General features: G+C 71.1%; 11 protein-coding genes and 1 tRNA gene. 4 read left to right on the top strand and 8 right to left on the bottom strand.

The window, feature by feature from the left end; all coding sequences use genetic code 11:
• Positions 1 to 85: 85 nt before the first annotated feature.
• Positions 86 to 1,984, bottom strand: a complete 1,899-nt coding sequence (locus ACWCPY_RS18285) for an FtsX-like permease family protein (RefSeq protein ID WP_451266081.1) — start codon at positions 1,982 to 1,984, stop codon at positions 86 to 88.
• Positions 1,985 to 2,445: 461 nt separating this feature from the next.
• On the opposite strand from ACWCPY_RS18285, the gene ACWCPY_RS18280 reads away from it, so the two are divergent.
• Positions 2,446 to 3,093 carry a response regulator gene (locus ACWCPY_RS18280; RefSeq protein ID WP_451266079.1) on the top strand — a complete coding sequence of 216 codons (648 nt, stop codon included), beginning with the start codon at positions 2,446 to 2,448 and terminating at the stop codon, positions 3,091 to 3,093.
• Here the strand turns inward: ACWCPY_RS18280 and ACWCPY_RS18275 are convergent.
• The 3 genes from ACWCPY_RS18275 to ACWCPY_RS18265 form a co-directional block, all read right to left on the bottom strand.
• Positions 3,077 to 4,033, bottom strand: coding sequence for an ArsR/SmtB family transcription factor (locus tag ACWCPY_RS18275; protein ID WP_451266077.1), 957 nt, complete (start codon positions 4,031 to 4,033; stop codon positions 3,077 to 3,079). The two genes, ACWCPY_RS18280 and ACWCPY_RS18275, sit on opposite strands and share 17 nt — an antisense overlap.
• A 102-nt stretch (positions 4,034 to 4,135) precedes the next feature.
• On the bottom strand, positions 4,136 to 5,497 hold the full coding sequence (locus ACWCPY_RS18270; protein WP_451266076.1) for a sensor histidine kinase: 1,362 nt from the start codon (positions 5,495 to 5,497) through the stop codon (positions 4,136 to 4,138).
• Between the two features lie 127 nt (positions 5,498 to 5,624).
• A tRNA-Thr gene (locus ACWCPY_RS18265) sits at positions 5,625 to 5,698 on the bottom strand.
• A gap of 179 nt (positions 5,699 to 5,877) precedes the next feature.
• On the opposite strand from ACWCPY_RS18265, the gene ACWCPY_RS18260 reads away from it, so the two are divergent.
• From ACWCPY_RS18260 to ACWCPY_RS18250, 3 genes are all read left to right on the top strand, one after another.
• Positions 5,878 to 7,014, top strand: a complete 1,137-nt coding sequence (locus ACWCPY_RS18260) for an ABC transporter ATP-binding protein (RefSeq protein WP_093540284.1) — start codon at positions 5,878 to 5,880, stop codon at positions 7,012 to 7,014.
• A gap of 223 nt (positions 7,015 to 7,237) precedes the next feature.
• Positions 7,238 to 7,651 (top strand): hypothetical protein, encoded by a 414-nt coding sequence (locus tag ACWCPY_RS18255; protein ID WP_329818350.1) that lies wholly within the window; start codon positions 7,238 to 7,240, stop codon positions 7,649 to 7,651.
• Positions 7,652 to 7,685: 34 nt separating this feature from the next.
• Positions 7,686 to 8,396, top strand: coding sequence for a nucleotidyltransferase family protein (locus tag ACWCPY_RS18250; RefSeq protein WP_403767251.1), 711 nt, complete (start codon positions 7,686 to 7,688; stop codon positions 8,394 to 8,396).
• Between the two features lie 88 nt (positions 8,397 to 8,484).
• On the opposite strand, the gene ACWCPY_RS18245 is transcribed toward ACWCPY_RS18250, so the two are convergent.
• From ACWCPY_RS18245 to ACWCPY_RS18230, 4 genes are all read right to left on the bottom strand, one after another.
• Positions 8,485 to 10,101: a DoxX family membrane protein gene (locus ACWCPY_RS18245; RefSeq protein ID WP_451266073.1), complete on the bottom strand. Its 1,617-nt coding sequence runs from the start codon at positions 10,099 to 10,101 to the stop codon at positions 8,485 to 8,487.
• 138 nt (positions 10,102 to 10,239) lie between these two features.
• On the bottom strand, positions 10,240 to 11,196 hold the full coding sequence (gene rlmB / locus ACWCPY_RS18240) for a 23S rRNA (guanosine(2251)-2'-O)-methyltransferase RlmB (RefSeq protein WP_451266071.1): 957 nt from the start codon (positions 11,194 to 11,196) through the stop codon (positions 10,240 to 10,242).
• Between the two features lie 83 nt (positions 11,197 to 11,279).
• A complete protein-coding gene (cysS, locus tag ACWCPY_RS18235; protein ID WP_451266069.1) occupies positions 11,280 to 12,683 on the bottom strand; it encodes a cysteine--tRNA ligase in 1,404 nt (467 codons plus the stop codon).
• Between the two features lie 81 nt (positions 12,684 to 12,764).
• On the bottom strand, positions 12,765 to 13,172 hold the full coding sequence (locus ACWCPY_RS18230) for a PPOX class F420-dependent oxidoreductase (protein WP_329818355.1): 408 nt from the start codon (positions 13,170 to 13,172) through the stop codon (positions 12,765 to 12,767).
• Positions 13,173 to 13,226: the final 54 nt, after the last annotated feature.

The raw sequence follows: 13,226 nt of genomic DNA, 5'->3' as shown, positions 1-13,226 counted from the left end.
TCAGGGCGGTCGCGGCGGCGAGGAGACGCACTGCTCGGGTGCCGAGTCCTCGCGTAGGCGGCGGGCGCGAGGCGCGAGGGGCGAGTCATGACGCACTGCCCGCGAACTGCTCACGGATGTCACGCAGCGGGCGTGCGGACAGGGCCGAGGCGAGCGCCGCCGCGGCCAGTACGGCGCCGAGCACGCCCAGCGTCCAGGGCAGGTCGAGCGTCGGCACGGCATGGACGCCGAGCGCGGCGGCCAGCGGAGTCAGGCAGATCAGTGCGGTCAGCGCGGACAGCACCACGCCGACGACGGCGCCGCCCGACGACTCGTACAGGACACAGCGCAGCAGTTGCCACCGGGTGAGCCCCAGGGCACGCAGGTGCGCCCGCTGAGCGCGGCGGTCGCGCTGGGCCAGGGCGCAGGTGTTGGCGACGGCGAGCAGCGCGTAGCCGCTGACCACTGCCACGATCAGATGGGCGGCCAGGTCGTCCTGCGGACTGCGCGGTGCGAGGTCGGCGAGATACGTGGAGCGCGAGGCCACCTCCTGGCCTGCTGCCCTCGGCCAGGACGTGATGTCGCCGCGCAACAGGATCTGTTCGGCGTAGGCATCCGGGGTGTGGGCCATCGCGAGGGGGCCGGGCAGCAGGAACTCGGGGAAGGCGAGGTCACGGCGGTAGACGGCGGCCAGCCGCAGCCGGTGCGAACTGCCGTCCGCAAGCCGCAACCCGACCGTCTGGCCGATCTTCCAGTGGTGCCCTTCGGCCTCTGTGGCACCGGCGGCGAAGCTGCTTCCGGTGAGCGCGTCGAGGCGGCCCTGCTCCACGTCGAGGTCGAGGACCCCGGGCAGCGCCCGCGCGTCGGCGCCCCAGGCGCGGACCGGCTCGGGGCTGTCGTCGTAGAAGGTCTTCGGAGCGGTGACCGTGGTGTGCACGAGAGGAGTCGCGGTGCCTCCGGGGAAGGAGGTGGCGCCGGCCGGCAGCCGGTGCTCCGGCTCGGCACTGACCACACCGTCGGCCCGCAGGCCGCGCTCGGTCTGGTCCCGCACCGCCTCGCCCATGGTCGCTCCGGTGCCGAGCATCGTCGCGGCGAGCCCGACGGCGAGGAGCACGGGCACGGCGACCGCGGTCGTACGCACGGGTGCCGCCCGCAGCCCGGCGGCCGCGATCCGTCCGACACGTCCGTCGAGCAGTCCCAGCAGCCCGCCGAGAGGCCGCACGAGCAGGGGCACGTACCACGGGGCGAGTACCGCGAGCACCGGGATGATCATGAGGGCGAAGCCCGGGGCCAGCGCCGCCTTGAGTATCCCCGGCAGCATGGGCACGACCATCAGGACCAGCAGCGGCAGGCACGTCGTGACGAGCAGTGCGACACCGATGCCGAGCCGCACCGGGCTCCGTCGGCTCGGCGCCATCGCCAGAGCGTCGTCCTTGAGCAGGTCGATCGGGCGTACCCGGCCCGCCGCGAGGACAGCGGTCAGCGCCGCCACCACCGCGACCACAGAGGTTCCCACGCAGACCGCGGCCGCCTCCAGTACGGTCACGGCGGGGGAAGGCAGCCCGGCAGCCGCGGGGTACAGGTCGTTGTCGGCCATCACCTGCCGGACGAACCGGGCCAGGGGCAGGAGGCCGACGCCCACGCCGACCACCGCGGACAGCAGCGACAGCGCGGCCACGTCCAGCATCGCCATGGCACGCAGTCGGCGGGCCGACACCCCGAGCGCCCGCAACACGGCGAACTGGCCGAGGCGTTGGCCCGTCCACAGCGAGACCGTGGACCCGGTCACCAGGACGGCGGACATCAGCAGCAGGGTGAGCAACACGGACAGCAGGTCCTGCGCGCTGTCGGCGGTGGCCGCCGCGGCCGAGTTCTCGGCATGGCCCGTGCCACTCACGCCGGTCATCAGCACCAGGCACGCACCGACACCGGCGGCGGTGACCGCACAGGCCACCGCGGCTCCGGCGACGCGCCCCGGATGCACCCGTACCTCGGACGTGAACAACCGTACGACCCCTGGAATGCGAAGGGGTTGTGTCGGTACGGTCGGTGCTGAGGACATTACGATTTCCTACCCTTCGGGGGAGTACGCCCCATGGCCTGCCGCCGGCCGGAAGGCAGGCGGTCCGGACCCGCTGACGGAGAATCCGGATTCCTCGTCACCACTTCGCCCCAACGCCTCGTACCACGCTGGATCCGCAAGCGCACACGACCCGTATCTCGCGCCCACAGGACACCCACCCCCCTTTCTCCGTCTCCGGACATCCGCGCCCCGGTGACGACACTTACGATTCCCCATCTCGAATCTCCGCACCAACACCATTTAGCGGTCACTAAATTCACCAAGCCGGAGATGACCGCGGCGAGAAAAAGCGATGGGCGAGCGCGATGAGCGCCACCTTGAATCCATTACCGCGGCCATAACGAGTAGCCATCGGCGCACACCCCCCGTGGCATGATGCGGCCATGAAGACGCGCATAGTGGTCGCGGATGATCAGGCGAGTGTCCGCGAGGGTTTCCGGCACATCCTGGAAGCCGAGGCGGACCTGGAGGTCGTGGCCGAGGCCGCCGACGGACCCGGCGCACTGGAGACCGTCCGGGAACTGCGACCGGACGTGCTGCTCGCCGACATCCGCATGCCCGGCATGGACGGCCTGGAACTGACCCGTCGACTGGTCGGCGTCGCCCCCGACGTGAAGGTCGTCGTGGTGACCACGTTCGACCTCGACGAGTACGTGCACACCGCACTGCGCTACGGCGCGTGCGGCTTCCTCCTGAAACGCTCCGGGCCCGCGCTGCTCGCCGAGGCCGTACGATCCGCGGTCGCCGGCGACGCGCTCATCAGCCCCGAGATCACGATGAGGCTGCTGCGCCGCTATACCGAACCGCGTCGTCGCCCGTACGAACCGGTGGAACCTCTGACCGCTCGCGAGGAGGAGATCGCCACCCTGGTGGCCGAAGGGCTCACCAACGCCGACATCTGCGCGGAACTCTTCATCTCACTGGGCACCGTCAAGTCCCACCTGAGCAACCTGCAGCGCAAGCTGCGCGTGCGCAACCGGGTGGAGATCGCCGCCTGGGCCTGGGAAACGGGCCTCAGGCCCGGGCCGTGAGCCGCGCACCGGAGGCGGTTCGACGACCGGCTCGCCGGGTGCTCTCGCCACGCAGCAGATGCAGGCCCAGCATCGTCACCGTGTGCAGCACGCTGCTGCCGCTGCGACGGCTCGTAATGAGTCCGGCTGATCGAAGGATGGCCGCATGCTGGCTCACCGCTGCGGCTGTCACCCCGAGCGAGTCGGCGAGCTCGCCGGTGGTGGACTCGTCGAGCACGGCGCGCAGGAGCGCGGCCCTGGTCCGCCCGACGAGCGCCCCCAGCGACTGCTGTCTGTCGCGTGCGGTGACGGCGCCGTCGGACTCGCCGGTCAGCAGGACTTCCCGGCGCGGGTCGAACCGCACCGGGAAGGCCAGCGTCGGGACACCGTTCCCTGCCCCCTCGGCGTTCACCAGCATCTCTCCCGCACTCTGCAGGAAGAGCGAGGGAGCGAGCACCAGCCCCCGGCCGTCCAGGACGACCTCGCTCGGTTCGTCCGCAGGGATCTCAAGGCATTGGCCCTGCCAGCGAATTCGTGGATGCAAGCTGCTCAGCAGCCTCTTCACTCCGGCACTGCCCGCGATCTGCCGACAGGCGTCCGTCTCGGCGTCGATGCGCGCCTGGATCTCGGGCCAGCCGGGCGCCACGGCCACACGGCAGAAATCCCGTACCAATTCCCTTGCCTCGGCGTGCGACCGAAAAGGCATTGAGTTCTCACCCGATGCCATGCCGTGGTCGCCCGTCCAGATCCTCAGGACGTCCCGGAACACTCCTGGTGTCCGAACGAGGTGATCAAGACGGGCCGCCAGATCCCCTTGCAAGGAAAGCCTTTCACGCACACCATTGCGCCACGCCTGAAGGTGGTTCGCACTCCCCTGCAGGACTTCCAGCGCGAAAATCGCCTCGATTTCCGGACCAAGGCCCGAGCCGATACGAATACACGTCAGATCCTCGGCAGACATGCGAATGCGAATCATCCGGAAGATCCCCCCGAATCTCCTGACCAGTAATCTCCCGCCCGGGTGTATCACCGGATCAGGGACCGCACCCCTCGGCCGGCCCCTTCATGGTCGCTCAGCGCCTGCTTCCGTGGCATCAGCCGTTCGGCCGGTCTTCTTCGCTGCCGCTGCCGGCCCCGATGCCACCAGCGGCAGCAGCGCGCTCACCCGCCAGCCCCCCGAAGGGTGCGGACGCGCGGCGAGTTCACCCCCCATGTCCGCCGCGCGCCTTCGAAGATCCGCCAGGCCGGTCCCACCGCCCAGCCGCTCGGGCCCCCGGGGCTCCCCGGGCTCCCCCGAGTCCTCCCCCGAACCCTCCCCCGAGGCCTCCCCCGAGCCGGCATGCGGCGCGTCGTCGATCACGGCGATGCTGAGCGTGTCCATGCCGCCGTAGGGCGCACGGGACACCGCTATGCACACCTCGGACGCGCCGGGGGCATGCCGCCGTACGTTGGTGAGCGCCTCCACCACCACCCGGTATCCCAACTCGCTGACGCGCCACGGGAGGTCGGCCAAGGCGCCGTCGGCCAGATCGAGCCGCACCGCCGCACCGCCCGTGCGGGCGAACCGGTCGGTCAGCGCCTTCAGCCCGTCCAGGTCCCGCGGACGCGGGCGGAGCGCATCGCCGCCCGCATCGGCCGTCTCCCCGGCATGCCGCCCGTGCCGGTCCGTCGCCTCGTCGTCACCGGTGAACACGTGCACGGTGCGGTCCAGCGAGGACAGGGCCTGCCTGCCCGCCTCTTCGATGTGCGTGAGCAGTTCCCCGACCCGCTTCGGGTCCTGGTCCACCAGGACCTGGGCGGCCTGCGCGAGGACCACCACCCCCGTCACGTCATGGGCGGCGAAGTCGTGGAGATCCCGGGCGAGTTCGAGTCGCTGGGTCCGTCGCTCAGCGGCCAGCGCCGCCCTGCCGCGCGCGTCCAGAACCCGCAGATAGCAGCCGGTGCCGTTGGCCGCCGCGGCCAACACCAGCCAGGCCAGACAGAGCTTGACGGCTTGCTCGAAGGTAGCCGGTGGATCCGCCCTCAGCAGCATCCGCAGCGGTAGTTCCGTGATGGTCGCGGTCAGGAGCACTGTGAGCAGCAGCGCGGTGCGCCCACGGGGCCTGCGCACCGCCGGCACCACCAGCACCGTCAGGCCGACGCTCTCCACCAGCAACCAGGTCTCCGCTTCACCGGCGACCGGCCCCTGGAAGGCGAAAGTGGTCACCTGGGACACCGCGCAGGCGCCCGACACGATGGCCGGGACCCAGTGCGCTGTGCGCGGCGACCACAGCGCGGGAAACATCGCCGCCGCGACGGCGACCAACGCGGCGACGACAAGGAGCGGCGCCGTCGCCGCCATCGCCGGACAACCCGCCATGAGCGCGGCCGCCATCACCACGCCGTATCCGCCCCAGTACACCGCGTTCATACGGAGCCCACCCATGCGCCAGATCGTACGCATCGAGCCGCACACCACTTGAGGTCGCGGACTGCGGTCCGGCCGTCCGCATCGCCGTCCGCTGAACGAAAGAAGCCCAAGTCAGAGCGCATCTGACCTGGGCTTCACGCAGAGCCCCCTGTCGGATTCGAACCGACGACCTACGCATTACAAGTGCGTTGCTCTGGCCAGCTGAGCTAAGGAGGCGTGCCGGAGCAGTGTAACCAACACCGCACCCTGCGCGGTCCCAAAATTTCGCGCCCTTCGAACTACTGACAGATTCCAAATGGCCAGGTAGCGTCGCTGAAGGTTCACTCAAGTGGACCAGACCACTCCCGCACTCGGATCGTCCGGCACGTTCCTGCCGGTGGAGGAGAAGATCCAGCATGGCCAGTGTCACGTTCGACAAGGCGTCCCGCGTCTACCCCGGCTCCACGAAGCCGGCCGTGGACCAGCTCGAGATCGACATCGCGGACGGTGAGTTCCTCGTCCTCGTCGGTCCTTCCGGTTGTGGCAAGTCGACCTCCCTGCGCATGCTCGCGGGTCTCGAGGACGTCAACGGCGGCGCGATCCGCATCGGTGACCGCGACGTCACGCACCTTCCCCCGAAGGACCGGGACATCGCCATGGTGTTCCAGAACTACGCGCTGTACCCGCACATGACCGTCGCGGACAACATGGGCTTCGCGCTCAAGATCGCCGGGGTCAACAAGACCGAGATCCGGGCGAAGGTCGAAGAGGCCGCCAAGATGCTGGACCTCACCGAGTACCTGGACCGCAAGCCGAAGGCGCTCTCCGGTGGTCAGCGTCAGCGTGTCGCGATGGGCCGTGCCATCGTGCGTGAGCCGCAGGTCTTCCTCATGGACGAGCCGCTGTCGAACCTCGACGCCAAGCTCCGTGTCTCCACCCGTACGCAGATCGCCTCGCTCCAGCGCCGCCTGGGCATCACGACCGTGTACGTCACCCACGACCAGGTCGAGGCCCTGACCATGGGTGACCGTGTAGCGGTCCTCAAGGACGGTCTGCTCCAGCAGGTCGACTCGCCGCGCAACATGTACGACAAGCCGGCGAACCTCTTCGTGGCCGGCTTCATCGGCTCCCCGGCCATGAACCTGATCGAGGTCCCGATCACCGACGGCGGCGTGAAGTTCGGCAACAGCGTCGTCCCGGTCTCCCGCGAGGCGCTCTCCGCCGCCGCGGACAAGGGCGACACGACCGTCACGGTCGGCATCCGCCCGGAGCACTTCGACATCGTCGAGCACGGCGGTGCCGCCGCGAAGTCCCTCTCGAAGGACAGCGCCGACGCCCCGGCCGGCCTGGCCGTCTCGGTCAACGTCGTCGAGGAGCTCGGCGCCGACGGCTTCGTCTACGGCTCCGCGCGGGTCGGCGGCGAGGACAAGGACCTGGTCGTCCGCGTCGGCGGCCGCGCCGTCCCGGAGAAGGGCACCAAGCTGCACGTCGTGCCGCGCCCGGACGAGCTGCACGTCTTCTCGACCTCGACGGGTGCCCGTCTCACCGACTGACGCCCGCACACCCGCGACACAACGGCCCCGCACGTTCCGCGTGCGGGGCCGTTCGCGCGCCATGGGGCATGATCGGGTTTGGATCCGCACGGCGCCGGATTCCCCGGCACACCGGTCATTTCACCACCGTTCGTCAACACCGGATTCGAAAAACACCCTCGAACCATCCCCCGCAAGGGTGACGAAATGTCGCCATATCATTACTGCCCGCTACGCTCGCTGCGTGACCCAGACTGCGCGCCGCATCGGCCGATCCCTCGCCTTCGTCCTGCCCGTCGTGATGGTCCTCTCCGGGACCCTCGCCGTCACCAGCGTGCCGTGGGCAGCACACGACTCCGAGCCCCAGGTCCTGACCGCGTCGGCCCACGACATCTCCGAGCGCGCCAAGACGCGCACCCCGCAGGACGCCCTCCGCGACCGGCTGCTCCTGGAGCTCCGTGAGAAGGACCCGGGTGTCGCGCTGACGGACCTCCAGCGCTCCGTCGAGGGCCGGCCCTCGCTCGCCCGGCACTGCATGTCGATCGCCAGGGCACTGGGCCGCGCGGCCGTCGAGAAGTACGGCCCCACGCACGCCCACCGGTTCTCGCGCCCCGTCTGCGACACGTCCTTCGCCTCGGGCGTCGCCCGGTTCAGCTGACCGGCCGCACCAGGCACCGCATATCGTGCCTGGCATGCATACGTATCCGACGCAGGCCGTGGTTCTGGCGGGTGGCCAGGGATCGCGGCTGCGCCCGTACACCGACGACCGCCCCAAGCCGATGGTCGAGATCCCGGGCACCGGGACTCCGATCATCGGCCATCAGCTTTCCTGGCTGGCCGCCGAGGGCGTGACCGACGCCGTGGTGTCCTGCGGCCATCTGGCCGAGGTGCTGCAGGAGTGGCTGGACTCGGCGGTGCTGCCGCTGCGCGTGACGACCGTCGTGGAGTCGGAGCCGCTGGGCCGCGGCGGCGGGCTGAAGTACGCCGCCGCCCGGCTGCCCGAGCCCGAGCAGCCCTGGTACGCCACCAACGGCGACATCTGGACGCGCTTCTCCCTGCGCGAGATGGCCGCGTTCCACACCGAGCGCGACGCGACCGCCACCCTGGCCCTGGCCCGTCCCCGTATCCCGTGGGGTGCCGTGGAGACGGACGCGTTCGGGCACATCACCGACTTCATCGAGTCGCCGCCCTCGCCGTATCTGATCAACGCCGGTGTGTACGTCTTCTCGCCGGAGTTCACGACACTGCTGCCGGACCGGGGCGACCACGAGCGGACGACGTTCCCCCGGCTGGCCCGCGAGCGCAGGCTGGCCGGGTACCCGCTCCCGCACGGCGCGTACTGGCGGGCCATCGACACGGCGAAGGACCTCACCGAGGCCGCCAGGGAGCTCGACGGGCAGTAGCGGCAGGGAAGACCCGGCACATGACGAAGGGGCGGTCACCGGTACGAAACCGGTGACCGCCCCTTCGCCGTGTGCCGGGGCGCGACGCTCAGCCGAGCAGGCCGCCGATGGGGTTCTGCCCGCCACCGGACGTGCCGCCCGTCGAGTCGCCGCTGTCCGAGCCACCGGTGGAACCGCCGCCCGTGCCGGTGGTGCCGGAGGACGACGGGCCGGAGCTGCTGGACGGGGGCTGCTGCGGGGCCGTCCGCTGCGGGGTCTGCTGTCCCGTGCCGGTGCCCTGGGTCTGGCTGGGCTGACCGGCACCGGCCGCCTGGCCGGACTCGCGGACGGTGCCCGTGGCGGGCGTGGACGGTGCGGTGGAGGGCGTCGTGGCGGCGCCGCTGCGGGACGGCGAGGGGCGCCGGCCCTCCGGCGTGTGCGAGGCCCGGCCGCCGCGGGACTCCTGCGGGAGCGGGGAACCGGGGAGCTGGTTGGTCGGGTCGCCGTTCGGGCCGGGCACGGTGACGACCTCGGAGGAGCGGACCGCGCCGCCGAGCACGGAACCCACGAGAAGGGTGAGACCGACGACGACGGAGGCGACGACGGCGCCCCGGCGCAGCACCCGGCGGCGCAGGTCCCAGATCGCCGAGCGCGGGCCGAGCCTGCGCCAGGCCTCACCGGCGAGCCGTCCGTCGACGGAGTAGACGGGCGCGCCCGCGATGATCAGCGGGCTCCAGGCGGCGAGGTAGATGATGTCGGGCGCGTCGTAGGCGGCGACGGTGCGCCAGCTCACGGTGACCAGCAGGGCCGCCGACAGCAGCGCGCCGAACGAGGCGGCGACGCGCTGCCAGAGGCCGAGGACGGTGAGGACGCCGACGACGACCTGGAGGAAGGCGACGGTGAGTCCGGCGCCGACGGGGTGGGAGAGCGCGAAGTCGCGCAGCGGCTCGGCCAGCGCCCAGGGGTGCAGCGAGGTCAGCCACTTGACCATGGAACCGCGGTCGCCGCCGTCGAAGTAGACGGGGTCGCAGAGCTTGCCCATGCCGGCGTAGATGGAGATGAAGCCGAGGAAGACCCGCAGAGGCAGCAGCACGACGCCGAGGTTCATCCGGCGGCCGGGGTAGTACGCGTGCCGTACGGAGTCGCTGCCCTGGTGCCCGCTCCGGGCCCCGGTCTCCTCGTCGAACCCGTCCTCGTCGTACGCGTCCTGTGCGTACGGGGCGCTGTCGGCGGTGTCGTAGGCGCCGACCGCCCGGCGCATGGGCGGCAGCAGCGGCCCGTTGCCGTAGCGGCCCGGCTGGTGGGGGGCGGTGACGACGGGGTTGGGCTGGGTCTCTTCGAGTACGTCGATGAGCTGGGTGCTGCCGCTGCCGGGTCCGCCGTCGAACCCGGGGGCCGCGTAGGGGTCGTATCCGGCGCCCGGGCGGCCCGCGGTGGAGTTCCGTACGGCCTGGAGGAGCCCGGTGGCGCCGGGGTCGCCGGGGGCGGACCTGCCGCTCCACACGACGGGCGAGCGTCGGCCGCGGGCCGCTCCCGCGCCGCTCATGGCGGGGATCCTGGGTGCGCCGGCGGGGGCCAGACCGCGCAGCCGCGGGCGCTGGCCGGGGGCTAGCTGCACCCGGAAGCTGGCGTGGTTGACGATGACCTGCGCAGGGTCGCAGTCCACCTTGGCCATGCTCAGGGCTGGTTGTTCGTCGAACCGGGGCGTTCTGGTGTCCACACTCATCTAACCGAGTGATGTGTGATTAGGACACTGCCTTGACGGGCCCGATGTGTCCGAGGCCCGTCAATGGGGTCCGGCGGGGGGCGTCCGGGCCCTGTCCGCCGGACGGACCCCGGTCGGCCGCCCCCGGCCGGATGGGCCTCAGGCCCGGCGCCGCGCGACCTCGTACAGGACGATCCCGGCCGCGACGCCCGCGTTCAGCGACTCCGCGCCGCCCGGCATCGAGATGCGGACCCGGTAGTCGCAGGTCTCGCCGACGAGGCGGCCGAGGCCCTTGCCCTCGCTGCCGATGACGATGACGACGGGCCCGGCGAGCTCCTCCAGGTCCTCGACGGTGTGCTCGCCGTCGGCGGCGAGGCCGACGACCGTGAGGCCGGCCTTCTGGTAGCCCTCCAGGGCGCGGGTCAGGTTCGTCACCCGGGAGACCGGCGTACGGGCCGCCGTGCCGGCCGAGGACTTCCAGGCGCCCGCCGTCATCCCGGCCGCGCGCCGCTCGGGCACGACCACGCCGTGACCGCCGAAGGCGGAGACGGAGCGGACGATCGCGCCCAGGTTGCGCGGGTCGGTGACGCCGTCGAGGGCGACGATGAGGGGGTCCTCGCCGTTGTCGTAGGCGGCGGCGGTGAGGTCCTCCGGGTGCGCGTACTCGTACGGCGGGACCTGGAGGACGAGGCCCTGGTGGTTCAGGCCGTTCGTCATCCGGTCGAGCTCGGGGCGCGGGGCCTCCATCAGGTTGATGTTGCCGCGCGCGCCGGCGAGCTGGAGCGCCTCGCGGACCCGCTCGTCGTTGTCGATGTACTGCTGGACGTACAGGGTCGTCGCGGGGACGCCGTCGCGCAGGGCCTCGTAGACGGGGTTGCGGCCGACGACCATCTCGGACGTGCCCTTGACGCCGCCGCGCCGGGGGGCGGGGCGGCGGGCCGCGGCCTGCCTGGCCTGGGCGTTGGCGACACGGTTCTTCTTGTGTCCCTTGCGGGCGGAGGCGGGCGGCGTCGGGCCCTTGCCCTCGAGGCCACGGCGTCGCTGCCCACCGCTGCCGACCTGCGCGCCCTTCTTGTTGGACGTGCGGCGGTTCCTGCGCTGGCTGTTCCCGGCCATGACCTACCTGTTTCGTTGCTTCTCAGACATGCGTACGTAAGTGAAGTGTGCCGCCCGGAACGCCGGGCGGCACATGGTGGGGACTACTGGCGCGGGCCGAGTGTCCACCGCGGTCCGGTGGGGCTGTCCTCGATGACGAGTCCGGACTGGTTGAGCTGGTCGCGGATGGCGTCGGCGGCGGGCCAGTCCTTGCGCTCGCGGGCCGACTGACGCTGGTCGAGCACGAGGCGTACGAGCGTGTCGACGACGCCGTGCAGATCGTCGCCGCGGTCGCTCTCGCCCGCCCAGTGCTCGTCGAGCGGGTCGAGGCCGAGGACGCCGAGCATCGCGCGGACCTCCGCGAGCCGGGCGACCGCGGCCTCCTTGTCGTCGGCGGCCAGGGCGGAGTTGCCCTGCCGGACCGTGGTGTGGACGATCGCGAGCGCCTGCGGGACACCCAGGTCGTCGTCCATCGCCTCGGCGAAGGCCGGCGGCACCTCGGTGGCGGGCTCGACCGTCTCGCCCGCCTTCTCGGTGACGCGCTGAACGAAGCCCTCGATCCGCGCGAACGCGGACTCGGCCTCGCGCAGGGCCTCCTCGCTGTACTCGATCATCGACCGGTAGTGCGGGGTGCCGAGGTAGTAGCGCAGCACGATCGGGCGCCAGGCCTTGACCATCTCGCTGACCAGCACGGAGTTGCCCAGCGACTTCGACATCTTCTCGCCGGACATGGTGACCCAGCCGTTGTGCACCCAGTACTTCGCGAACTCGTCGCCGTACGCCTTGGCCTGGGCGATCTCGTTCTCGTGGTGCGGGAAGATCAGGTCGATGCCGCCGCCGTGGATGTCGAAGGCGGTGCCGAGGTACTTGTGCGCCATGGCGGAGCACTCCAGGTGCCAGCCGGGGCGGCCGCGGCCCCAGGGGGTCTCCCAGCTGGGCTCGCCCGGCTTGGTCGCCTTCCACATCGCGAAGTCGCGCTGGTCGCGCTTGCCGGTCTCGCCCTCGCCGGACGGCTGGCGCAGGTCGTCCAGGTCCTGGTTGGAGAGCTCCAGGTAGCCGGGGAACGAGCGCACGTCGAAGTAGACGTTGCCGTCGGCCGCGTAGGCGTGACCGCGCTCGATCAGGCCGCGCATCATCTCGATCATCTCGGGGACGTGGCCGGTGGCGCGGGGCTCGTAGGTGACCGGGAGGCAGCCGAGCGCGTCGTAACCGGCGTTGAACGCCCGCTCGTTCTCGTACCCGATGGCCCACCAGGGGCGGCCCTGTTCCGCCGACTTCGCGATGATCTTGTCGTCGATGTCCGTGACGTTCCGGACGAACGTGACGTCGTAGCCGCGGTAGGCGAACCAGCGGCGCATGATGTCGAAGTTCAGCCCGGACCGGATGTGCCCGATGTGCGGGGCGGCCTGGACGGTCGCGCCACAGAGGTAGATCGAGACACAGCCCGCTGTGAGCGGTACGAAGTCACGGATCTGCCGGGCGCTGGTGTCGTACAGGCGAATAGTCACGCCTCAAGGGTAGTGGGCGCGCACCAGTGCCCCGCGACCCCTTGGGGAATCGCGGGGACGAGTTCGTGACGGCGGGGCTCCTCAGATGCTTCCGACGACCTTGCGCGGGGTGATCCGGACGATCACCCGCTCGGCGTCGTCGGCGGCCGCCGAGGGGTTGAACTCCGCGAACTTCTTGCCGGTGTACTTCAGGGACAGCTCGTCCATGAGCTCCTCGGCACCCTCGGTGGTCAGGGCGGCGGTGCCGCGGATCTCGGCGTAGGTGTACGGGGCGGCGAAGGGCTGCACGACGACGGAGACCCGCGGGTCGCGGCTCAGGTTCCGCTCCTTGCGGCGGCCCACCGACGTCGAGATGAGCACGTCGTCGCCGTCGCGCTTGGCCCAGACCGGGGATGCCTGGGGGCTGCCGTCGGGCTGGACGGTGACGACGGTGACGAAGACGGGGGTGTCGAGGAGCGCCTTGAGTTCGGTGGAGAGTGCGGCGGGCATGGCGTACGTCCTCCAGTGGGATCGGTGGTGCCTCTACCCGTACCCCAACCCCGT

It is taken from the genome of Streptomyces sp. NPDC002403 (genome assembly GCF_053593015.1).
This window is presented reverse-complemented; position numbering and strand designations above follow the sequence as displayed.